Consider the following 23,495-nt stretch of genomic DNA (forward strand, 5'->3'; position numbering starts at 1 on the left):
TTTAGTTGGAGGAAAATATTGTGGCAGTAGGAACAAGTGTAAATTGCAAGTATTGTTTAGAATTAAAAAATAATAGATGTGATGGAACAGATAAAGGATGTTTATGCAGAACATGTCCAAGGAATTTAGGACAATGTCTTTGTGTTAAGTATTGTAGAGAAACAGAATCTGTTTTAGATTTAGCTTATGAAAATTATAATGATAATCATGATGATTTTGAAAAATATGGTGATTAAGTAGTGAATAACTAATAATTTTAAGTTATAAATTAGCATTAAAAACTTTTTCTTAGGAGATACTAATTTTAGGCTAGTACTAAGAAAGAGGTGAAATACTATGATAGTAGGCTATCATCAATTAGTTGCCCTTGCTGAAAAAACAAAATATACAGATCCAAACAAGGGAAATGACTATAAAGTGTATAATAGTCATAGTAGCAATAATGCAAGAGCCTTATATGACACAGATGAGATTTTTATAGAAAGAAATGAAAGTTATTTTAGAACTATAATTTAAAAATATTAGTAAGAAAAGGAGCTGTATCAAATCAGCTCCTTAATTTATATTACTTTTATAAATATATTTTTTTCATCTGCCGAGATAGCTATATAGGTACAAAATGCTGTGACCATTGAACTAGTATTAGAAACTCTTTATTTTAGAAACTGTTGTAAAAAATATTAGAGTTTCTTTACGTAGGTGAGTGGTCACAGATGGTGAACCTATATAGCTAGATAAAAGGCAGAGAGGATGTATCTGTAATTTGATACATCCTCTCTAATTTTTTAGTTTTTTTCGATTAAATTATGTATTTCAGTTATAGCTTTTTTATAGCCGCCAGATTTTCTTAAAGAATCACCAATTATTTTAGCATTCTCAGAAAATTGATTTTCAGAAGATATTTTATTAAAAGCAGTTAAAATTTCATCTGAAGTTATGTTTGGAGTACGTAAGTTTATTCCGGCTTTTAATTCTTCTACTCTCTCTCCGACGATAAATTGATCTCCAAATTGAGGCACAATAATTAAAGGGAGATTGTTATAAAGACCTTCACTAGTACTATTCATGCCACCGTGTGTTATGAAGAAATCAACCTTTTTTAGTAAATCTAGTTGTGGGACGTAATTATACACTAAAAAGTTGCTAGGTATTTCTCCAAGATCACTAATTTTATTTTTTTTACCAATAGACATTATAACTAATAAGTCATCTCTATTTTGAAAGGCTTTAAAACTTTCTTGATAAAAATTAAAATTTCTATTGGCAACAGTACCTAAAGATATAAATAATAATTTTTTATTTTGTGGATTTTCAATTTTAAAGTTAGAACGTTCTTTTCTATCATAAATTGATGGTCCTATAAATTTATAGCTTTCATCAAAGTCTTCAATTCTTGGTTGAAAGTATTTAGAAGTAAAAACTATATTAAAATTGGCTTTGTTATGGGTTAAAGACTTAATAAATGAATTTAAAAAATTAATTTTATATTTTTTTTGCATTGATTTTACAATTTCATGAATTTCTTTTGGATTGAAGTTTAAAAGCATATTCATGTTGTAGCTTCGTAAGGTTTCTAACATTACATTTGAAAAAGCAAAGGTAGTAATAGACCTTATAACATTTTTTATTTCAAGTAATTCACCTATTCTATCTCCAATATTAATCATAGAATCATATATCATATAATCATAATAATCATCTTTAGTTTCCCATAGAGTATCTAACAAGCCACTACATATGCTTGTTAAATGTTTTAATGAGTTTATATAATTTCCTTCAGTGGCATCTTCTACACTTATAGCTTCATAACTAATAAACTTTGCTCCTGTAGGTATTATTTTATCTCTAAATTCCTCGGTACAATAATAGGTTATTGTATCACCTTTGGATATAAGTTCCTTAATTAGGCCTATGGTTGGATTGACATGACCATGGCCAGGAAATCCTAAAAACAAGCCTTTTGCCATAAAAATTCTCCTTTTAAATATTTAATTTATTATTTTTTTTTATATTTTCTGTAATAGAAAAATAATAAGATAAATAATATCATTATTACTGCTATTATAATAGCTATAGTTACATAAGGAGTTTTCTTAACCAAGTCAATTAATAAATCTAAATTATCTCCAAGATAGTAACCAATTAACATAAATATTAAATTCCACAATCCTATTCCTAAGATTGAAAAGAAAGTAAAGGAAATTGGATTGATTCTTTCTATTCCTACAAATAAAGAAATATAAACTCTTAGGAAAGGTATAAATCTAGCAAAGAAATTTACTGTGGAACTATGATTTCTCATCCAATGATTTAACTTTTCTATTTTATCATTGTATTTAGAAAATTTTCTTTTAGTAAAGTTATTAGCCCAATCACTAAAATAATAACCTATAGCATAAAGAACAAGAGTGCCTAGTACACTTCCTACAGTAAGAAATATTAAAGCTAAAGTGAAACTAAGGTGGCTTTTGGAAACCATAAGTCCTATGGCTGGAACTAAAATTTCTCCAGAAACAGGAAGTGCTAAAAACTCTAGACTTCCAGCAATTAGTATTCCTATATAGCCAAAAGTATTTATTATATAAACTGCAAAGTTCATAAGTTCATTAATAATATTATGCATAGTAAATCCTCATTTATATTTTTTAATAATATTTTAAAGTTGCGTATTTTAATATTCTAATTTCATCTTTAATTTAAAGTTATCTATTCCTATTCCCTCAATTATTAAATCTGTAATTTCATTTTGAGAGTTTAAAGTTGCCTTTAACAGAATATCATCATAGTTAGTGTTAAAAAATTCTTTTAAAATTATTTTTGTTATAGTTTTTAAATTTTCAGTTTCAGAATTTTTTAAATCATAATCTATCTGATCTAACTCTTCTTTTAAGTAATCTTTTTTTACTTTATCAATTATTTTTTTTAAAGAAGAACTTAGAATTTTTTCTTCATTAACATCTTCTATTTTCAGATTAGAAAATATTTTTAATAGTGTAGTGACACTAGGTAATTTATTTTCCTTATCTGTTGAAGATGAATCAGATAATTTTATATCCCCTTTGAAACTAAAATCTTTTTTTATGGAATCTAGATTTAGTTTTGAGGTTGCATTAAGGGTTGCCAAATCTTTTTCTATGTTATATGTAAAAGTTCCATCTACAAAAATTATTTCATTATTGTTTTTGTAACTAATAATTGTAGAGTTGCCTGACAATATTTTTTTTGAATGCATAGCCTTAAAAACTTTATATATAGTATCTAATTTACCCATAGTAAAATCCTCCTTTGTGTTAGTATTATCAAAATACATATTTTTAATTTAGTAAATGAAGATTTAATCAATTATATTAATAGTTTACTATCCATAATATTTTAAGGCTTTATGGAGTGATTGTCCAATAATGAGAAATGAGTAAAACTTTAAGCATATAGTATTAATATACTAATAATAGACCATTAAATCATTAAAATTAGATTAAAATAAAATTAGTTATAAAATATTATAAATTATTTACTTAAATGGTAGAATTAAAATAGTAGTTATTATATGTAAGGGGGCTAAATTATGCATGTAAAATTATTTATTCCTGGCCCTGTTGAGGTAAGGCCAGAAGTTTTAGAGAAAATGGCTACACCAATGATAGGTCATAGGAGCAAGGGGGCTTCTGAGTTACAAAGAAGCATAAGTAATAATTTAAGAAAATTATTTTATACAGAAAATGAAATATTGTTATCAACAACTTCAGGAAGTGGACTTATGGAAGGGGCTATAAGAAGTTGTACTGCTAAAAAAGCTGCTGTTTTTTCGGTTGGGGCGTTCGGAAACAGATGGTATGATATGGCTAAAAATAATAATATTGAAGCTGATAAATTTGAAAGTGATTGGGGAACTGCTGTAAAGGCAGAAGATGTAGAAAAAGTTTTAAGTACAGGTGATTATGATTTAATTACAATAACTCATAATGAAACATCAACAGGTGTAATGAATCCTATAGAAGACATTGCAGAGGTAGTAAAAAAATATCCAGATGTAGTTTTTTGTGTGGATGCAGTAAGTTCAGCAGGTGGTACTAAAATAGAGGTAGACAAGTTAGGCATAGACATTTGTATAACATCATCACAAAAATGTTTAGGACTTCCTCCGGGAATGGCCACTTGTACATTTTCAGAAAAGGCTATAAAAAGAGCCGAACAAGTAAAAAATAGAGGAACATATTTAGATTTATTATCTCTTTACAAATATATTCAAAAGAAGGATTATCAATATCCATCAACACCTTCTCTTTCACATATGTATGCTTTAGATTATCAATTAAACTATATAATCAATGAAGAAGGGTTAGAAAATAGATTTAAAAGACATTTAGATATGGCTAAAATAGTTAGAGCTTGGGCTATTAAAAATTTTGAGATGTTTCCAGATGAAGGGTATTATTCAAATACTTTAACTAACATAAGCAATACAAAGGATATAAATGTTGCTGCTTTAAATAAAGAATTAGCTAAAAGAGGATTTAATATATCTAATGGATATGGAAAACTTAAAGAAAAAACATTTAGAATAGCTCATATGGCAGATTGCCAACCTTGGGAAGTGGAAGAATTATTAAGTAATTTAAATAATATTTTAGTTTTATAATATCTTAGAATAATTTTGCTTTAGAATGATAAAGTGAAAAATAATCTATAAGAGTTTATTATCTTATAGATTATTTTGTTATAGTTATATAGTATAAGCATAAATATCTTAATAAGTTAAGATAGATTTTAGTGGTTTAAATTGAGAATTGTTATACAGGGATTAATTAAAATGAAATGGAGGTTAAGTTTATGATAAAAGTTCTTATAAATGATGGATTAGAGAAAAATGCAGTGGAAGAGTTAAAAAAGTTTGATATAGAAATTATTAATGAGCATTTTGAGGGAGAAGAATTAGAAAATAAAATAAAAGAAGTAAATGCAATAATAGTAAGGTCAGCAACAAAGGTTAGAAAAGATTTAATAGATAAAGCAAAAGAAACAGGAAATTTGAAACTCATAGTAAGAGGTGGAGTAGGTGTAGATAACATAGATGTTGATTATGCAATAAAGAAGGGAATAGAAGTTAAAAATACTCCAGCAGCAAGTTCAGATTCAGTGGCAGAATTAGCACTAGGTCAAATGTTTGTTTTAGCAAGATTTATAAACCAAGCTAATTTAACAATGAAGAATGGTCAGTGGAATAAGAAAAAGTATACTGGAATAGAGCTAACAGGTAAAAAAATTGGAATAATAGGTATGGGGAGAATAGGAAGAGCTTTAGGAAAGAGATGTTATGCTTTAGGGATGAAAGTTGGATACTTTGATTCTTTAGGAAAAATAGATGGCTTACTAGACTATGAAGCTTTAACTTTAGATGAATTATTAAAAACATCAGATTTTATCTCAATTCATATACCTTCAACAGAGGTGCTAATAGGAAGAAATGAAATAGAAAAAATGAAAGATGGAGTGTTTATAGTGAATACAGCTAGAGGCACTGTTATAGATAGTGAGGCGCTTTTAGATGCCTTAGATAGTGGGAAAATAGGGGGAGCTGCTTTAGATGTATTTGTAAATGAACCAAAACCAGATGAAAGATTGGTTAATCATGAGAAGATAAGCCCAACACCACATATAGGAGCATCAACTAAAGAAGCACAAGAGAGAATAGGGGATGAAATTGTATCAATAGTAAAGGAGTGTTTTAACTTAGAATATAAGGAGGCAGTTTTATGATAAGCATAAAACCATTTAAAGCCATTAGACCGAAGGAAGAATATGCGAAAGAAGTAGCATCATTACCTTATGATGTTATGAGTTCTGATGAGGCTAGGGAAATGGTTAAGGATAATGAAAAAGCTTTTTTAAGAATTGATAGAGCTGAAGTAAATCTTGAAAAAGGTGTAGATCAATATAGTGATAGGGTTTATGAAACAGCTAGAGATTTATTAAATAAAATGATAAGTGAAGGAATATTTTTAGAAGAGCAAAAAGATTGTTTTTATATTTATGAGCAAATATTCAAAGGAAATAGACAAAGAGGGTTGGTTTTATGTGCATCTATAGATGATTACATTGAAAATAGAATAAAGAAGCATGAATATACAACAATAAAAAAAGAAATGGATAGAATAAAACATGTTGATTATTGTAATGCCAATACGGGTCCTATATTTTTAACTTATAAGCATAAGAATAATATATCAGAATTAATAAATGAAATTTGTTTAATGAAGAGGCCTATTTATGATTTTCTTGAAGAGGATGGAGTTAATCATAGAGTTTGGATTATAAATGAAGATAATATTATAGCTAATTTAGTTAATGAATTTAAGAATATAGAAAGTTTGTATATAGCAGATGGACATCATAGAGCTGCATCAGCTATTAAGGTTGGAGAAAAGAGAAGAAGAGAAAATAAAGAATACACAGGAAATGAAGAATTTAATTATTTCTTAGCTGTAGCATTCCCTGATAATGAACTTAAAATAATGGATTATAATAGGGTTGTTAAAGACTTAAATGGTTTAAGTAATGAAGAGTTCATAGAAAAGGTGAGGGAAAAATTCCTTATTGATAAGGTTGGGAAATTAGAACATCTAAATATAGATAGAACTCATGGCTTTGGAATGTTTTTAGATGGAACATGGTATATGTTAAAGGCTAAAGATAAAAGCTTTGATGAAAATGATGTTGTAAAAAAACTTGATGTATCAATATTACAGGAAAATTTATTAAGTCCTATACTAGGAATAGAAGACCCAAGAAGTGATAGTAGAATAGAGTTTATTGGCGGAATAAGAGGACTTAAGGAGTTAGAGAAAAAAGTTAATAAAGATATGAAAGTAGCGTTTGCTATGTATCCAACAACAATTGAAGAACTCATTGCAGTTTCAGATAATGGCAGAGTAATGCCACCAAAATCAACATGGTTTGAACCTAAACTTAGAAGTGGATTATTTATTCATAGATTATAGTTATGGTTAGAGGAGGTTTATCAAATTAGGTAGACCTCCATTTTTTTATGTAATTAAATTTAGAAAGTAAGGAATAATAGTAAGGGAAGTTTATAAAGAATTAAGTTCAGTTTATGAAGGAGGGATGATTTATGGAATCAGAGCCTGACCCTACAAATACAATTTCTCAATTAATATTAATAGGAATTTTAACTTTTATAAATGCATTTTTTTCAGCTACAGAGATGGCTATTGTATCTTTAAATAGAAATAAAATTAGAATGTTATCAGAAGAAGGAAATAAAAAGGCACAAATGTTAGAAAAGCTTATGCTAGAACCAACGAAGTTTTTATCAACTATTCAGGTGGGCATAACCTTTGCAAGTTTTTTTTCTAGTGCTTTTGCAGCAACTGGAATGTCTAGTGATCTTGCTATTTTTTTTAGAAAATATAATATAGCTTATAGTGAGGAAATAGCTTTAATTATAGTAACAGTAGTATTAGCTTATGTTACTTTATTATTTGGAGAATTATATCCAAAGAGAATTGCCCTTCAAAAGGCAGAAGCAATAGCAATGTTTTCTGTAAGACCAATAGTGTTTGTATCTAAGATAACTATGCCATTTATTAGATTTTTAGCTGTATCTACTAATTTTTTAATAAGAATAACAGGAATGAAAGTAGATGGTTTAGAGGAAAAGATATCAAAGGAAGAGATAAGGTCTTTAGTTGAGGTTGGAGAGGAACATGGTGTTATTAATGAAACAGAAAAGGAAATGATAAATAGTATATTTGAATTTGATGATAAGCTAGCAGATGAAGTGATGACAGCAAGAACAGATGTATATTTAATTAATATAAATAAACCTTTAAGTACATATTTAGATGATTTATTAAGAGAGAATTATTCAAGAATACCAGTATATGAAGATGATGTAGATAATATAATAGGTGTTCTATATATGAAAGATTTTGTTAATGAAGCATATAAGTATGGTTTTGAGAATGTAGATATAAGAAAAATACTTCAAGAGCCTTATTTTGTACCAGAGACAAAAAATATAGATGTATTATTTAAGGAATTAAAAACAGCTAAAGTTCATATGGCTATTTTAATAGATGAATATGGAGGATTTTCTGGAGTTGTTACCATTGAAGATTTAATAGAAGAGGTAATGGGAGATATTGATGATGAGTATGATGATTATGAACCAGAAATAAGAAAAATAGATAATAATACATATATAGCTAGTGGGCTTTTATCTATAGATGATTTAAATGATTTTTTAGATATAAATTTAGTTTCTGAGGATTGTGATACTATTAGTGGATTTTTAATTAATATATTAGGAAAGATACCTGAAGAGACAGAAAAAAGAACTATAGAGTATGAGAATATCTTATTTAAAATAGAAAAGGTAAAGGAAAAAAGGATAGAGGAAATCAAAATAATTTTACCAGAGTAAAATTTTGAGTTGTCTATTAAATTAAGTGATAAACTATATAAGAATATTTTATATTGGTATCATATTTAGTTACAATAAAATGGGAACATTGAGCAATAAACTAAGATTTAATTTAGATAAGTTTATCAAGCTCATAGTTCCCCTTTTGAGATTTAGTAAATTATATGATAATAGAATTAAAGTTGAATTCTATTTATTCTATTCAAAAAATCATTATAGTAAGAGATGGTAAATTCTTTAAAGGAATTAGCCAATTCAGATAGGTAACGTCCTTTAGCATAGGAAAGAGCAACAGTTCTAGTATTAAGCTCATCTTTAAGTCTGATTATTGTATATTTATTATTATATCTATCACTTGGTGGCATTGTACAAACTGATATAGGTGCTAAGAGAACAGCTTTTTTTAAATCAATTAATTCAGATAAAATACTAGTGTCACCTTCAAAAACTATATTAGGGATAAAACCAGCAGCTTTATATAGAGCATTAGTTGTGTCTCTAAAGGAATAATTTTCAGTAAGCTCCATGAAATTTTCATTACGAAGTTCATTAAGATAAATAAATTTTTTTTGAGCTAGGGGATGATCTTTATTAACAACAACAACAATTTCCTCATCCATAAGATTTATTGTTTCAACGTTTAAATCTTGAATTGGTGGAGAGGTTATAGCAAAATCTATATTACCTAATTTAAGGGCATTTAATATATCTTCTCTATTATGAATTGATTGCACCATTTTTATATTTGGATAAGATATTAAAAATTCTTTTAATAAACCAGTTAAAAAAAGTGTAGCTGTTGAACTTAAAGAAATTTGGGTATTTCTTATTCCGTATAGTTCTAAAACCTCAGCTTTTGCATTATCAAGATTTATTAATATAGAGTCTACATGCTTTAAGTAAACTTTTCCAAATTGATTTAATTCAATGTTTTTTCCGATTCTTCTAAATAAAGGAACTCCTAGTTCATCTTCAAGTCTTTTTATAGTAATGCTTAAAGAGGGTTGTGATATATGTAATTCTTTAGCTGCTTTTGTTATGTTTTCATGTTTAGCAACTGCTTGAAAGTATTTTAATTGTAAAAGTTCCACATTAAAACCTCCTATATAAATTTAAATAAATATATATATTTTTAATATATATAACTAATTATACACCTTATATTGTATAATAATAATAGGATATAGAATAAGTGTTTAACTTTAGGGAAGGTTTAAGTCACTATTGAAGTCCAATTTTATTAGCTATTACTTTAAATTAAGAAGTAATAGGCTATTAAATAAGTATAAGATACATTGTAGTTTTACACAAAATCACTAATGAACTCAGATATCAAAAGACATCTGAGTTTTATTTTACTTTCAATTAAAGATAGTATAAAAAATGGAGTTGTTTATTTAACAACTCCATTTTTGTGCAATTAATGGGCATCTGTGAATCATGTATTTTTCACAACTTTCCATATATTAATTATACTACAAATGTAAAAAAAATATTAATAAAAACTACATTTTTTCAACCATTGATTTAAGGATAGCAGTTGAATTTTTTACCCCAATAGCTGTAAATTCAGCAAAGTCCATATGTGCTCCATTATTAGCGTTATCAGAGATTGATCTTATAACAACAAATGGTACGCTATTTAAGTAACAAACGTGAGCTATACTAGCTCCTTCCATTTCACAAGCAGCTGCATTGAACTCAGTTTCAAGCCATTTAACTTTATCAACAGAAGCCACGAATTGGTCTCCAGTAACTATTCTACCAGTCATTGATTTTATGTCTGAATTTTCTTTACAAGCTTCTTCAGCAAGTTTAACTAATTCATCATCACATTTGAAATCAAAAGTATCAAGTCTAGGGATTTGACCAAATGGATCTCCGAAAGCAGTTGTGTCCATATCATATTGTACTAAGTTATTAGCTATAACAACATCACCAGGGAATATGTTTTTATCAACTCCACCAGCAACACCAACATTAATAACTTTAGAAACATTGTATTCACTGATAAGTATTTGTGCACAGATAGCAGCATTAACTTTACCTATTCCACAAACTACTGAAACAACTTCTTGACCCCAAAGTTTACCTTTGTAGAAAGTCATGTTAGCTCTTTCATTTTTACTTTCAACTTCCATTGCTCCTAATAATATTTCAAGTTCTTCGCTCATTGCGCTTATGATTCCTAGAGTCATAAATAACTCCTCCTTTGATTAAAATATAACTTAATTATATACAAAAAGCATAGATGTAACAAATGTAAGTATAAATTATAAATGGAAATTAATATTATCATTGTTTTTAATGCATAGTTTTTCTCTATTTTTAAGATTTAATTTATTAAACAAAAATATAAGAATAATTACAGCAATGAATAAAGTTAAAATTAATAAAAGGGAATTATTAATTGTTAAGGAATCAGTAAATAAAGAAACAATTAAATTATTACTAGCATGTATGAAAATTGAAAGTTTTAAAGAGCCTGTATAAACAAAAACATATCCAATGAAAAGAGAAAATACAAAGGCGTTTATGTCTTGGATTAAATTAGAGTGCATTAGAGCAAAAAGTAAGGATGAAATCAGCAGTGATTTAGTAGTGCTATATTTTTTAGAAAGACCATTTAATATAAGACCTCTATAAAAAAGCTCTTCTATCATAGGAGCAATTAGGGTACTGCTAAAAAAAATAAATAGACTATATTTGTTTATTAAGGATTTGGTATTTAAAAGCATTTTGCAGCTTAAGGGAAAAAGGGTATTATCATAAATAAATCTAAAGCATAAAGTAATCAAAAATAAATAGATATAGTCTTTATAAGTAATTTTAATTTTATTTATTTTTTCTTCAGTTGTATTTACTGATAGATAAGTTAAAATAAATATACTAATGAGAGAGTTTATAAAATTAAATAAAACTACAAATGCTTTAAAAGAAAGACTTTCACTTAAAAGAACATAATTAAGTACTTTAAAGGTTAAGCTATCTAGTATTGAAACTATTATTAAATGACATGATAATAAAAAGATGGAGTAGAGTATTCCAAATGATTTAATATTAAATAAATATTTGTTAAATAACTTAAATTTATTATTTTTCAATAGATTTCCCTCACATATCAATGTATATTTATATATATTGAGGTTACATAGTTGCTATGATAACATATGTAAAAAATATTAAAAGTACAAGGAGGATTAACTATGGAAAAACATTGGCTGTCTAGAACAGAACTTGTAATAGGAAAAGAAGGAATTGAGAAACTTAAAAATTCTAAGGTGATGATCTTAGGTGTTGGAGGAGTAGGAAGTTTTGCAACAGAAGCATTAACAAGAGTAGGTATAGGAACTATAACTATAATAGATAATGACACAGTTGACATAACAAATATAAATAGGCAGTTACATGCAACAACTCAAACAGTTGGAAAGAGTAAAGTTGAATTAATGAAAGAAAGAATGCTTACTATAAATCCAAATTGTAATGTAATAGCTAAAGAGGTATTTATAAAACCAGAAAATTTAGAAGAATTAATTCCAGAAGATATTGATTATATAGTAGATGCTATAGATAATGTTACTGCTAAAATAGCTTTGGCTGTATATTGTGATAAAAAGGGTATAAACTTAATAAGCTCTATGGGAACTGGGAATAAGTTAGACCCATCTCAGTTTAAAGTTTCAGACATATATAAAACAAGGGTTTGTCCGCTTGCTAAAATAATGAGATCAGAACTTAAAAAAAGAGGGGTTAAAAAATTAAAGGTAGTATATTCAGAAGAACAACCTAAAAAGATACCAAGTGTTAATGGTGAAAGACCAGCGCCAGGAAGCCTTTCTTTTGTACCACCAGTGTCCGGTATGATAATGGCATCACAAGTTGTACAAGAACTAGTTAAAGAATTTATATAAGTTTAAAATCAGAGGTATTTACTAAGTGCCTCTGATTTTTTATTAGAATCTTCAGCAAGTTAAAATAAACAAAAAAGAAGGAAGTATACTTAAAGATAAAGTTTAATTTTTCTTTAATAGTACTTCCTTCTTCTTTTATGAAAATATTTTGCAAGATAACATAGAGAAAATTTTGATATGTACTAGTCTTGGAAAATATTTTATAGTCTATGTCAATTATTTTGAAATGATTGAAACATTTATTTTATGTTTACCATCACCTATGATTTCTATTTTAGTTAGCTCTTGATATTCATCAACATGACCTTTTAAAACTATAGAATCATATTTTTCTGATTTTATATCATTTATTATTAATTTTATTATTGAAACAACTAATTTATTAGCATCTTCACTAAAGCAATCGAAGTCATCTTCAGCTAAGTCCTTAGCAACTGTTTGTAAATCAATAGTAACTAAAGCTGATTCATCTTCATTTTGTTCCACTTCTAAGCTATTTAAAAGGCTTAAAATAACTGAAAAATCTATGAAGTCTTCAAAAATACCAAATATGTTGCTCTTATCACCTTTTTTTAGATGACTGAATTTTTCACATAATCCTTTTAAGTTAGTTTCATTATTTATTTTGTGAGTACATTTAAGATCTTCTGTGTCGATGTTACTATCACAAACTACTTTAACTACTCCAGTTTCATTGTTTTTGTAAAAATTATTACGGCATTTTATAGCTTGGTGTGTTTCGTTGAAAACATCTACTGACATTTCTATGTCAAATACTTTCTTTTCTTTGAAATTTTCTGCTATTCCATATAGGATTTCTAATTCACTCATAATAAGTTCTCCTTAGTTTAAGATTTTCTGTAATTTTTCACAACATGTATTTTTAAGCAAATAATACAGATATATATATTATAAATCAATGTTAAATAAAATAAAATAAAATATGAAATTTTTAAGAACTGAAGAAAATTTTATATTAATAAATGATGAAAGAGTCAATAAAACTTATATAAGTTGTCATAATACTAATCTTATTATAAGGAAGATAGGAAATAATATACGGAATAAGAGTATAATAAGAGCATTTTATTATTATAAGGTTTACTAAAATGATAAAATGTAATATAAAAACATAGCCATAAATATTTTTTATAAACCTTAGAAAGTGATAAATAAAAATAGTTTTGTGATATAATTTTAAGGACTTATATTAATTGAATTGGAACTTTTAATTTAAGTTGGTAATATAACAAATTTAAATGTTAAATTTAAGTATTATAAAAAAGTAAATATGGAGGATATAATGAAAAAACAGAAAAATTGGACTGCTATTATATTTATATTTATAATAATGGCAATGATAGCTGTTGTAGAAAATACAAAAGGTATCTTTGTTCCTGCCTTTAAAAAACAGTTTGGGGTAGACGATAATAGTATTAGTAATATGTTCATAATTAGTTCTGCTGCATATATGTTATTTTCATATATTGGTGGAAGGTTATGTGAAAAAATTGGACAGAAAAAGGTGTACATATTAGGAATTTTACTTAACATAGTATCATTATTTTTATTGTCAGCATCTAAAACATTTACGATGCTTTTAGTTGGAGTAGGGATATCTAGTGGAGGAATTGCACTAATAGCTATATCATCTAATACTATAATTCCTATAATAGCTGTAATAGCACCAGCTGTAATAATGAACATGATGCATTTTTGTTTTGCAATAGGTTCAAGTGTAGGTCAATTAGTATTTGGAAATCTTTATGCTGCTGGTATAGGTTGGAGAAAAATATATTTTTATGTTGCAATAATATATATAATATTATTATTTATTTTTATAGTATTAAAAATACCAGTTGTCCATATAACAGAACATAAAGAGGAGAAAAAGAAAAATAATTATAAAATAATATTTAAACGTCCATTAATAATAGTTTATATGTTTGCTATAGGATTTTACTGTTTTGCAGAAAATGGTGTAGCAAGTTGGTTTGTTAATTATATAACTTCAGGATTTAATATAAGTGAAGGGGTTGCAGCTAACTATACAGCAGTATTCTTTGCTATATTTGCAATTGGAAGATTATTTGGTGGTTTTGTTGTTAAAAAATTTGGATATTTCAATACAATAGTTACATCTTTAACATCAGCAGGTATATTATTATTTATTGGTATATTCTTAGGGAAAAGTGGACTAGCGATAATATCTTTATCAGGTTTATTCTTTGCAATAACTTTCCCAACAACTATATTAACGATTAGTAAAGTATTTAAAGGTAATGGAGTTTATGTAACAGGGCTTGTAGTAACAGTAAATAGTTTTATTATAATGATATTAAATAAAATTATGGGAATATTAAGTGACTATATAGGAGCAGAAAAGAGCTTTTACATGATTCCAATAACTATAATACTTAGTGCAATACTTATGTTTATACTTTATGAGAGAACAAAAGATGTATTAATTAATGAAAATAATTAAAGTGACTCGAGGAGATAAAGTATGGAGAAAGATAAATCTACACAAATATTGCTTACAAGTGTAAGTAATAGTAACTATTTAATAAAAGATTATTCTGGAAGTACTATCGGTAGATTTTCTATTTTAGAAATTAATGAACAGGAGAGAAGAAGTTCTGTAAGATTAACATTCTATAAAAAGGATAATGAAGAATTTTTATTTGAAACATTAAATAAAATATCTGCGGTTATCTTCAAGAAGAAGAGCATAGAAAAATTAAATATCTTTGCAGAAGAAGATATTAATGTAAGTGCATTTTTAAATAGTGGCTATTCCATAGAAGGAATCCTTGTTAACAATAGAGTAAAGGATGGATTTGAAGAAAGTGAGTTATTATTTGGTATAACGAGAGTTGAATTTGAAGAAAATCTAAAACCTATGAATATAGAAATAAAGGGTGAGAGAATAACTTTAAAATTGTTAGGACCTGAAGATGCTCAAATAATGTCTGAGTATTATAGAAAAAATGAGGAACATTTAAAACATGTTGAACCAACAAGAGAAATAAGTTTTTATAATATAAAGACACAGAAGAAAATATTAGAAGAAAGTTATAGACAGTGCATAAGAGGAACTTCACTAGATATGGGGATATTTAAGTCAGATACTCTTATAGGAAAAATAAAGTTATCTAATATTGTTTATGGAGTTTTTAAAAGTGCTTTTGTTGGATATTCAATAGATGAAAATTATCAGGGTAAAGGTTATATGAGTGAAGCCTTAAGATTAATTTGTTCCTATGCTTTTGAGACAATGGGGTTACACAGAATAGAAGCATCAACTCTATTAGATAATGAAAAATCCAAAAGAGTTTTAAAAGCTTGTGGATTTGAGAAACTTGGAATAAATAAAAGTTATTTATATATAGATGGTGAATGGAAAGATCATGTTAGTTTCTATAAAATAAATAATTTACTTTAATTTTGAGGTCAAGAGAGCTATAGCAAAGTATTTTTTAGTGCTTTGTTATAGCTTTTACTTTGTTTTAAGCATAACACTAAGAAAAGTAAAATTTATTTTTAAAAATAGTAGATTTATTGAATAAAATATAGTATTATATCAATATAACTTTAATACTTTATCACGTTAAAGCGTTAAACGGACTAAAGATGATTAATATGAGGTGAGAGACTTGAATTCAAATGGCAATGGTAAACCGTTGAAGAAAGAAATAGGATTAGTAATTGCAACTGTCCTAGTATTTAGTAACATAATAGGATCAGGAATATTTATGATACCATCTCAATTAGCACAAGTAGGAGGCGTTGGTTCTAGCTTAATTGCTTGGGGAATAACAGGAGCTGGAGCTATTATATTAGCTTTGACCTTTGCTAACTTAGGATCTAAAATGCCGAGAAATGGTGGCCTTATAGAGTATTCGAGAGAAAGCTTTGGAGACTTTATGGGATTTATGACAGCATGGGTATATTGGAATGGGTCATGGATAGGAAATGCAACTTTATTTATAGTAATATTGGACTACTTATCAAAAGCATTTTCTATATTAAATAATCCTATTGTAGGATTTATATTCTGCACAGTATTAATATGGACTTTTACATATATAAATATTAAAGGGGCAAAGTTTGCAGGGAGATTTGGAACTGTATTAATAATAGTAAAATTATTAGCACTAGTATTCTTTATAGTAGTTGGATTAAGTATATTTAATGTACATAATATTCAACCTGTTTTTCCAAAGGGAAGAGGGGTAAATACAATACCATTAACAGCTGCCTTAACTTTTTGGGCTTTTACAGGTTTAGAGTCAGCATCAGTAACTTCAGGAGAAATAAAGAATCCAGAAAAGAATGTTAGAAGAAGTACAATAATAGGTGTAACAGTAAGTATAGTAGTTTATTTATTAATAAGTGTTGTAGCAATGGGAGCTATGCCACAAAAACTATTAGCTAATAGTACTGCTCCAATAACACAAGTTATTTCAATGGTTCTAGGTTCAAAAGTAGCAAGTTGTTTAACTATAATAATAGCTATAAGTATATGTGGATCATCAATAATGTGGTTATTAGCAGCTGGAAGAGCAGCATATGGTGCAGGTGAGTTTGGAGTTTTCCCTAAGGTATTTGCCAAAATACACCCTAAGTATGGAACACCTCATATGTCTTTAATAATAGGGGCTATATGTATAAATGCAATTTTAATTCTTAACTTTATACCTGGTTTTACAGGAGCATATAATTTTATAGTTTTATTATCTACTTTATCATATATGCCTGTATATGCTGTATCAACAATAGCAGAAATAATGCTTATGAGAAGAGCAAAGATAAAAGCTAGTGGCTTAGAGATTTTTAAAATGTCAATAAGACCAATGATAGGTTTTGTATTCTGTGTTTGGGGAATATATGCAGCAGGAAGTCAAGCAGCTTTATATGGTTTCTTGCTAATAATGATAGGAATTCCTTTTTATGCTTATATGAAAATGAAAAAAGAGAAAATCTAAATATTTTAGGCTATCTTAAAGTGAGTTTTATACTCATATTTGAGGTAGCCTTTACTTATTAGTACCATTTTTATTGTAGAGTGAATTATTCTTCACTTAATTTTATCTGATAGCTAGAGGACGTAATACTCCTATCTCCTATAAGTAGGAGATACGCTTATAGATAACACCTACTAAGTCAAAACTCCACATGAATTAAGTCTGTCTTTATGAATTCAAAATGGGAGTTTCCTGATTAGTATAACTATATTTACTGAAGTGTTGTGTAAGAAGCGCCAAATTAATACTAGTTTATATGTTTCTAGTAGAAACAACTCTAACTGTGTGAGTGGTGATTGGTTAAAATTATACAATCATTATGTTCAAAGAAGTTGTAGTTTTCTCAGATTTGAATTGTAGATAAGCTTGAATAGTTATAAATTAAATATAAATAAAAGCTAAACGTGACCAAGTGTATCTATAGTTATAAAAGCAAGAAAAATAAAGTATTTATAAGAAAAAGCTGTATAATTTAAAGAAATAAAAGAATATGATTAAAAATAGTAGGATATAAAATGATAAGATAAAACACGTCGCTGAGGCAAACAAATCAACAACTTGAAAGCTTGTAAAAAAGATTTTTAAAAAGTGTTGACATAATAATGCTGAAGTGGTAAGATAAGAAAGTCGCTTGAGGGCGATAGAGTAAAAATGATATTTGAAAATTAAACAGACGAATTTATTATAAACCAGCAATTCTTTTATGTTTTTAAATTAAAAGCGAAAGCTTGAGATTAAACTTTTATTTGAGAGTTTGATCCTGGCTCAGGATGAACGCTGGCGGCGTGCCTAACACATGCAAGTCGAGCGATGAAATTTCCTTCGGGAAATGGATTAGCGGCGGACGGGTGAGTAACACGTGGGTAACCTGCCTCATAGTGGGGGATAGCCTTCCGAAAGGGAGATTAATACCGCATAACATCATTAGATGGCATCATTTAGTGATCAAAGGATTTATTCGCTATGAGATGGACCCGCGTCGCATTAGCTAGTTGGTAAGGTAATGGCTTACCAAGGCGACGATGCGTAGCCGACCTGAGAGGGTGATCGGCCACATTGGGACTGAGACACGGCCCAGACTCCTACGGGAGGCAGCAGTGGGGAATATTGCACAATGGGGGAAACCCTGATGCAGCAACGCCGCGTGAGTGATGACGGTCTTCGGATTGTAAAGCTCTGTCTTTGGGGACGATAATGACGGTACCCAAGGAGGAAGCCACGGCTAACTACGTGCCAGCAGCCGCGGTAATACGTAGGTGGCGAGCGTTATCCGGAATTATTGGGCGTAAAGGGAGCGTAGGCGGATAATTAAGTGGGATGTGAAATACTCAGGCTCAACCTGGGGGCTGCATTCCAAACTGATTATCTAGAGTGCAGGAGAGGAGAGTGGAATTCCTAGTGTAGCGGTGAAATGCGTAGAGATTAGGAAGAACACCAGTGGCGAAGGCGACTCTCTGGACTGTAACTGACGCTGAGGCTCGAAAGCGTGGGGAGCAAACAGGATTAGATACCCTGGTAGTCCACGCCGTAAACGATGAATACTAGGTGTGGGGGTTTCAACACCTCCGTGCCGCCGCTAACGCATTAAGTATTCCGCCTGGGGAGTACGGTCGCAAGATTAAAACTCAAAGGAATTGACGGGGACCCGCACAAGCAGCGGAGCATGTGGTTTAATTCGAAGCAACGCGAAGAACCTTACCTACACTTGACATCCCTTGCATTACCCTTAATCGGGGAAATCTCTTCGGAGACAAGGTGACAGGTGGTGCATGGTTGTCGTCAGCTCGTGTCGTGAGATGTTGGGTTAAGTCCCGCAACGAGCGCAACCCCTATTGTTAGTTGCTACCATTAAGTTGAGCACTCTAGCGAGACTGCCTGGGTTAACCAGGAGGAAGGTGGGGATGACGTCAAATCATCATGCCCCTTATGTGTAGGGCTACACACGTGCTACAATGGCAAGTACAGAGAGACGCAAAACCGTGAGGTCGAGCAAATCCCTTAAAACTTGTCCCAGTTCGGATTGTAGGCTGAAACTCGCCTACATGAAGCCGGAGTTGCTAGTAATCGCGAATCAGAATGTCGCGGTGAATACGTTCCCGGGTCTTGTACACACCGCCCGTCACACCATGAGAGTTGGCAATACCCAACGTCCGTGAGCTAACCGCAAGGAGGCAGCGGCCTAAGGTAGGGTCAGCGATTGGGGTGAAGTCGTAACAAGGTAGCCGTAGGAGAACCTGCGGCTGGATCACCTCCTTTCTAAGGAATTAACATCTTAGGATAACTAAGATGAAATAGGAATTGCGTAAATTTAGTCTGTTTAATTTTGAGATACCATTTAGGTACTCAAAATTGTTCTTTGAAAATTGCACATAAATATGATGATTATAGATATATGTTAAAGCATATAACTTTACTATTCTTTGTAAAAGAGAACTATATAACTAATAGGTCAAGCTACAAAGGGCGTATGGTGAATGCCTTGGCATCAGGAGCCGATGAAGGACGTGATAAGCTGCGATAAGCTTCGGGTAGGCGCAAATAGCCTGAGATCCGGAGATCTCCGAATGAGGAAACTCACATGGGAAACCCCATGTATCCATAAATGAATACATAGTTTATGGAAGGTAAACCCAGGGAACTGAAACATCTAAGTACCTGGAGGAAGAGAAAGAAAAATCGATTTTCTTAGTAGCGGCGAGCGAAAAGGAAAGAGCCCAAACCAGAAATTTATTTCTGGGGTTGCGGACATAGCATAAAAGTGAAGGCTATTGTAACTGAAGAGAACTGGAAAGTTCCACCGTAGAAGGTAATAGTCCTGTAAGTAAAACGAGAAGATCACGAGCTATGATCCAGAGTACCACGAGACACGTGAAACCTTGTGGGAAGCAGGGAGGACCACCTCCCAAGGCTAAATACTACCTGATGACCGATAGTGAAGCAGTACCGTGAGGGAAAGGTGAAAAGAACCCCGGGAGGGGAGTGAAATAGAACCTGAAACCGTATGCCTACAACCGTTCAAAGCCCCTTATGAGGGTGATGAAGTGCTTTTTGTAGAACGAGCCAACGAGTTACGATATGTTGCGAGGTTAAGTACTTAAGGTACGGAGCCGAAGGGAAACCGAGTCTGAATAGGGCAACTAGTAGCATGTCGTAGACCCGAAACCGGGTGACCTATCCATGGCCAGGTTGAAGCGAAGGTAAAACTTCGTGGAGGACCGAACCACGTTGCTGTTGAAAAAGCATGGGATGAGCTGTGGATAGCGGAGAAATTCCAATCGAACTCGGATATAGCTGGTTCTCCTCGAAATAGCTTTAGGGCTAGCGTCGGGTAATTAAGTACTGGAGGTAGAGCACTGAATGGGCTAGGGGGCATAGCGCTTACCGAACCTTATCAAACTCCGAATGCCAGATACTCGTACCCCGGCAGTCAGACTACGAGTGATAAGACCCGTGGTCAAAAGGGAAACAGCCCAGATCGTCAGCTAAGGTCCCAAAGTGTAAGTTAAGTGGGAAAGGATGTGGGATTTCTAAGACAACTAGGATGTTGGCTTAGAAGCAGCCACTCATTTAAAGAGTGCGTAATAGCTCACTAGTCGAGAGATCCTGCGCCGAAAATGTAACGGGGCTAAACTTACCACCGAAGCTACGGACTTGAATTTATTCAAGTGGTAGAGGAGCGTCGTAATCGGGCTGAAGTCATACCGTAAGGAGTGGTGGACTGATTACGAGTGAGAATGTTGGCATTAGTAGCGAGATGTGAGTGAGAATCTCACAGGCCGAAAACCTAAGGTTTCCTCAGGAAGGCTCGTCCGCTGAGGGTTAGTCGGGACCTAAGCCGAGGCCGAAAGGCGTAGGCGATGGACAACTGGTTGATATTCCAGTACCACTACCATCGTTATTATCGATGGCGTGACGCAGGAGGATAGGATGTGCTAGCTGTTGGATTAGCTAGTCTAAGCATTTAGGGAGTTAAGGTAGGCAAATCCGCCTTAACAATTCTGAGATGTGATGGGGAAGGCTCTACGGAGCTGAAGTATCTGATTCCACGCTGCCAAGAAAAGCGTCTAGAGAGAGAAGTAGTGCCCGTACCGCAAACCGACACAGGTAGGTGAGGAGAGAATCCTAAGGCCGGCGGAAGAATTGCAGTTAAGGAACTCGGCAAATTGACCCCGTAACTTCGGGAGAAGGGGTGCCTACGAGAGTAGGCCGCAGAGAATAGGCCCAAGCAACTGTTTAGCAAAAACACAGGTCTCTGCTAAAGCGTAAGCTGATGTATAGGGGCTGACGCCTGCCCGGTGCTGGAAGGTTAAGGGGAATGCTTAGCGCAAGCGAAGGTATGAACTTAAGCCCCAGTAAACGGCGGCCGTAACTATAACGGTCCTAAGGTAGCGAAATTCCTTGTCAGGTAAGTTCTGACCCGCACGAATGGCGTAATGATTTGGGCACTGTCTCAACTGCAAATCCGGCGAAGTTGTAGTGCGAGTGAAGATGCTCGCTACCCGCGATTGGACGGAAAGACCCCGTAGAGCTTTACTGTAGCTTAGCATTGAATTTCGGTATTGTCTGTACAGGATAGGTGGGAGGCTTTGAAGCTAGGACGTCAGTCTTAGTGGAGCCAACCTTGGGATACCACCCTGATAGTACTGGAATTCTAACTGGAGGCCATGAATCTGGTCACAGGACATTGTTAGGTGGGCAGTTTGACTGGGGCGGTCGCCTCCTAAAAAGTAACGGAGGCGCCCAAAGGTTCCCTCAGAACGGTCGGAAATCGTTCGAAGAGTGCAAAGGCAGAAGGGAGCCTGACTGCGACACATACAGGTGGAGCAGGGACGAAAGTCGGGCTTAGTGATCCGGTGGTTCCTCGTGGGAGGGCCATCGCTCAACGGATAAAAGCTACCTCGGGGATAACAGGCTGATCTCCCCCAAGAGTTCACATCGACGGGGAGGTTTGGCACCTCGATGTCGGCTCGTCGCATCCTGGGGCTGAAGTAGGTCCCAAGGGTTGGGCTGTTCGCCCATTAAAGCGGCACGCGAGCTGGGTTCAGAACGTCGTGAGACAGTTCGGTCCCTATCCGTCGCGGGCGTAGGAAATTTGAGAGGAGCTGTCCTTAGTACGAGAGGACCGGGATGGACTGACCTCTGGTGTACCAGTTGTTCCGCCAGGAGCACAGCTGGGTAGCTACGTCGGGAAGGGATAAACGCTGAAAGCATCTAAGCGTGAAGCCCCCCTCAAGATAAGATTTCCCATAGAGTAATCTAGTAAGACCCCTTGAAGACTACAAGGTTGATAGGTCGGAGGTGTAAGCATGGTAACATGTTCAGCTGACCGATACTAATAGGTCGAGGGCTTGATCTAATAAGTAGAATCACATATTTAGTGCAATTTTCAGAGAACAAATTCTCTAATCTGGTAATTATGTTTCTTAGGGTAACACCCGTTCCCATTCCGAACACGAAGGTTAAGCCTAAGAAAGCCGATGGTACTGCATGGGTGACCGTGTGGGAGAGTAGGTTGTTGCCAGGTCATATGGTTCACTAGCTCAGTCGGTAGAGCACATGACTTTTAATCATGGTGTCCGGGGTTCGATTCCCCGGTGAGCCACCAATCACTTGCAAATGCAAGTGATTTTTTTTTTGCTATAAAATAAAAATAATATAAGATTACTATTTATTAGTTTTATTTATAAATAGTATCTACCATATTCCTAATTTTCTAATAGCATTAACACTTTTTACAAAGAAGTCGCTGTTTTAGATTGCTTATCTGCAACCTATAATTCAAATTATGTAGGATAACTGCACAACTGATAGTTGTACCAATTATAGAGTAATCATAAAAATCAATATATGAGGTTGAGGATAGAAAATAGATCTACTCGTAAAATATTCAATCTACATATCTCAAATATATTCTTAAAGTCTATGCGTACATATAATAGAAATATTCTAACTGTAATATAATATTAGTTATCTAAAAGAATCTTTCTAGTTTTATGTCTAAGGTAGTTCAATGGTTTTATGTGATAACTAATACTTTTCACTTCAGATTTCTATAAGTTAAAGATAAATAGATACAGTTCTCTAAATAACTTTCCTAAATTCTATCTAAAT

16 protein-coding genes, 1 tRNA gene, 3 rRNA genes and 1 pseudogene are annotated in these 23,495 nt (G+C 31.8%); 14 read left to right on the forward strand and 7 right to left on the reverse strand.

Annotated elements, in window-relative coordinates:
- Positions 1-20 precede the first annotated feature (20 nt).
- Together ARA19_RS16830 and ARA19_RS16835 are read left to right on the forward strand one after the other, a co-directional pair.
- Positions 21-236 carry a hypothetical protein gene (locus ARA19_RS16830; protein WP_055072062.1) on the forward strand — a complete coding sequence of 72 codons (216 nt, stop codon included), beginning with the start codon at positions 21-23 and terminating at the stop codon, positions 234-236.
- Between the two features lie 100 nt (positions 237-336).
- A complete protein-coding gene (locus ARA19_RS16835) occupies positions 337-516 on the forward strand; it encodes a hypothetical protein (RefSeq protein WP_055072063.1) in 180 nt (59 codons plus the stop codon).
- A 269-nt stretch (positions 517-785) separates the two neighbouring features.
- On the opposite strand, the gene ARA19_RS16840 is transcribed toward ARA19_RS16835, so the two are convergent.
- Genes ARA19_RS16840 through ARA19_RS16850 form a run of 3 tightly spaced genes read right to left on the reverse strand, consistent with a single transcriptional unit; the run spans position 786 to position 3,271 of the window.
- Positions 786-1,967: a macrolide family glycosyltransferase gene (locus ARA19_RS16840; RefSeq protein ID WP_055072064.1), complete on the reverse strand. Its 1,182-nt coding sequence runs from the start codon at positions 1,965-1,967 to the stop codon at positions 786-788.
- Positions 1,968-1,996: 29 nt separating this feature from the next.
- Positions 1,997-2,623 carry a DedA family protein gene (locus ARA19_RS16845; protein WP_055072065.1) on the reverse strand — a complete coding sequence of 209 codons (627 nt, stop codon included), beginning with the start codon at positions 2,621-2,623 and terminating at the stop codon, positions 1,997-1,999.
- A gap of 48 nt (positions 2,624-2,671) precedes the next feature.
- Positions 2,672-3,271, reverse strand: a complete 600-nt coding sequence (locus ARA19_RS16850; RefSeq protein WP_055072066.1) for a hypothetical protein — start codon at positions 3,269-3,271, stop codon at positions 2,672-2,674.
- Between the two features lie 294 nt (positions 3,272-3,565).
- On the opposite strand from ARA19_RS16850, the gene ARA19_RS16855 reads away from it, so the two are divergent.
- From ARA19_RS16855 to ARA19_RS16870, 4 genes are all read left to right on the forward strand, one after another.
- Complete coding sequence (locus ARA19_RS16855) at positions 3,566-4,639, forward strand: pyridoxal-phosphate-dependent aminotransferase family protein (RefSeq protein ID WP_055072067.1); 1,074 nt, start codon at positions 3,566-3,568, stop codon at positions 4,637-4,639.
- A gap of 191 nt (positions 4,640-4,830) precedes the next feature.
- The gene (locus ARA19_RS16860; protein WP_055072068.1) at positions 4,831-5,757 is read left to right on the forward strand and encodes a D-2-hydroxyacid dehydrogenase; all 927 of its coding nucleotides are present in this window, start codon (positions 4,831-4,833) and stop codon (positions 5,755-5,757) included.
- Positions 5,754-6,998, forward strand: coding sequence for a DUF1015 domain-containing protein (locus tag ARA19_RS16865; protein ID WP_055072069.1), 1,245 nt, complete (start codon positions 5,754-5,756; stop codon positions 6,996-6,998). Before ARA19_RS16860 ends, ARA19_RS16865 begins: the two co-directional genes overlap by 4 nt.
- A 131-nt stretch (positions 6,999-7,129) precedes the next feature.
- Entirely contained in the window at positions 7,130-8,443 is a 1,314-nt protein-coding gene (locus ARA19_RS16870) for a hemolysin family protein (RefSeq protein ID WP_055072070.1), read from the forward strand.
- Between the two features lie 176 nt (positions 8,444-8,619).
- Here the strand turns inward: ARA19_RS16870 and ARA19_RS16875 are convergent, their stop codons facing one another.
- The 3 genes and pseudogenes from ARA19_RS16875 to ARA19_RS18345 all read right to left on the reverse strand — a co-directional run.
- Complete coding sequence (locus ARA19_RS16875) at positions 8,620-9,534, reverse strand: LysR family transcriptional regulator (RefSeq protein WP_055072071.1); 915 nt, start codon at positions 9,532-9,534, stop codon at positions 8,620-8,622.
- Between the two features lie 414 nt (positions 9,535-9,948).
- A complete protein-coding gene (locus ARA19_RS16880) occupies positions 9,949-10,641 on the reverse strand; it encodes a 5'-methylthioadenosine/adenosylhomocysteine nucleosidase (protein ID WP_055072072.1) in 693 nt (230 codons plus the stop codon).
- A 300-nt stretch (positions 10,642-10,941) separates the two neighbouring features.
- Positions 10,942-11,181 (reverse strand): annotated as a pseudogene (locus ARA19_RS18345) (CPBP family intramembrane glutamic endopeptidase); the annotation flags it as partial.
- Positions 11,182-11,649: 468 nt separating this feature from the next.
- Between ARA19_RS18345 and ARA19_RS16890 the strand changes: the two are divergent.
- Positions 11,650-12,357, forward strand: a complete 708-nt coding sequence (locus ARA19_RS16890) for a tRNA threonylcarbamoyladenosine dehydratase (protein ID WP_055072074.1) — start codon at positions 11,650-11,652, stop codon at positions 12,355-12,357.
- 216 nt (positions 12,358-12,573) lie between these two features.
- On the opposite strand, the gene ARA19_RS16895 is transcribed toward ARA19_RS16890, so the two are convergent.
- A complete protein-coding gene (locus ARA19_RS16895) occupies positions 12,574-13,188 on the reverse strand; it encodes a hypothetical protein (RefSeq protein WP_055072075.1) in 615 nt (204 codons plus the stop codon).
- 472 nt (positions 13,189-13,660) lie between these two features.
- Between ARA19_RS16895 and ARA19_RS16900 the strand changes: the two genes are divergently transcribed.
- From ARA19_RS16900 to ARA19_RS16930, 7 genes are all read left to right on the forward strand, one after another.
- Positions 13,661-14,842, forward strand: coding sequence for an MFS transporter (locus ARA19_RS16900; RefSeq protein WP_055072076.1), 1,182 nt, complete (start codon positions 13,661-13,663; stop codon positions 14,840-14,842).
- A 21-nt stretch (positions 14,843-14,863) separates the two neighbouring features.
- Positions 14,864-15,802, forward strand: a complete 939-nt coding sequence (locus ARA19_RS16905) for a GNAT family N-acetyltransferase (RefSeq protein ID WP_055072077.1) — start codon at positions 14,864-14,866, stop codon at positions 15,800-15,802.
- A gap of 211 nt (positions 15,803-16,013) precedes the next feature.
- Positions 16,014-17,345 (forward strand): amino acid permease, encoded by a 1,332-nt coding sequence (locus tag ARA19_RS16910; protein WP_055072078.1) that lies wholly within the window; start codon positions 16,014-16,016, stop codon positions 17,343-17,345.
- Positions 17,346-18,126: 781 nt separating this feature from the next.
- Positions 18,127-19,640 (forward strand): 16S ribosomal RNA (locus ARA19_RS16915).
- Between the two features lie 191 nt (positions 19,641-19,831).
- A 23S ribosomal RNA gene (locus ARA19_RS16920) occupies positions 19,832-22,740 on the forward strand.
- Positions 22,741-22,790: 50 nt separating this feature from the next.
- Positions 22,791-22,908 (forward strand): 5S ribosomal RNA (gene rrf / locus ARA19_RS16925).
- Together the 16S, 23S and 5S rRNA genes with 1 tRNA gene alongside form the textbook arrangement of a ribosomal RNA operon.
- A gap of 5 nt (positions 22,909-22,913) precedes the next feature.
- A tRNA-Lys gene (locus tag ARA19_RS16930) sits at positions 22,914-22,989 on the forward strand.
- The last annotated feature ends 506 nt before the right edge of the window (positions 22,990-23,495 follow it).

This window comes from Clostridium massiliamazoniense, assembly GCF_001403635.1.
Taxonomy (GTDB): Bacteria; Bacillota; Clostridia; order Clostridiales; family Clostridiaceae; genus Sarcina; species Sarcina massiliamazoniense.

What these genes read in the sequence shown, in the direction of transcription:
- ARA19_RS16905 (WP_055072077.1), top strand. Translation starts at nt 14,864, where the DNA reads ATGGAGAAAGATAAATCTACACAAATATTGCTTACAAGTGTAAGTAAT.
- ARA19_RS16870 (WP_055072070.1), top strand. Translation starts at nt 7,130, where the DNA reads ATGGAATCAGAGCCTGACCCTACAAATACAATTTCTCAATTAATATTA.
- ARA19_RS16895 (WP_055072075.1), bottom strand. Translation starts at nt 13,188, where the DNA reads ATGAGTGAATTAGAAATCCTATATGGAATAGCAGAAAATTTCAAAGAA.
- ARA19_RS16845 (WP_055072065.1), bottom strand. Translation starts at nt 2,623, where the DNA reads ATGCATAATATTATTAATGAACTTATGAACTTTGCAGTTTATATAATA.
- ARA19_RS16850 (WP_055072066.1), bottom strand. Translation starts at nt 3,271, where the DNA reads ATGGGTAAATTAGATACTATATATAAAGTTTTTAAGGCTATGCATTCA.
- ARA19_RS16860 (WP_055072068.1), top strand. Translation starts at nt 4,831, where the DNA reads ATGATAAAAGTTCTTATAAATGATGGATTAGAGAAAAATGCAGTGGAA.
- ARA19_RS16840 (WP_055072064.1), bottom strand. Translation starts at nt 1,967, where the DNA reads ATGGCAAAAGGCTTGTTTTTAGGATTTCCTGGCCATGGTCATGTCAAT.
- ARA19_RS16890 (WP_055072074.1), top strand. Translation starts at nt 11,650, where the DNA reads ATGGAAAAACATTGGCTGTCTAGAACAGAACTTGTAATAGGAAAAGAA.
- ARA19_RS16900 (WP_055072076.1), top strand. Translation starts at nt 13,661, where the DNA reads ATGAAAAAACAGAAAAATTGGACTGCTATTATATTTATATTTATAATA.
- ARA19_RS16855 (WP_055072067.1), top strand. Translation starts at nt 3,566, where the DNA reads ATGCATGTAAAATTATTTATTCCTGGCCCTGTTGAGGTAAGGCCAGAA.
- ARA19_RS16865 (WP_055072069.1), top strand. Translation starts at nt 5,754, where the DNA reads ATGATAAGCATAAAACCATTTAAAGCCATTAGACCGAAGGAAGAATAT.
- ARA19_RS16835 (WP_055072063.1), top strand. Translation starts at nt 337, where the DNA reads ATGATAGTAGGCTATCATCAATTAGTTGCCCTTGCTGAAAAAACAAAA.
- ARA19_RS16880 (WP_055072072.1), bottom strand. Translation starts at nt 10,641, where the DNA reads ATGACTCTAGGAATCATAAGCGCAATGAGCGAAGAACTTGAAATATTA.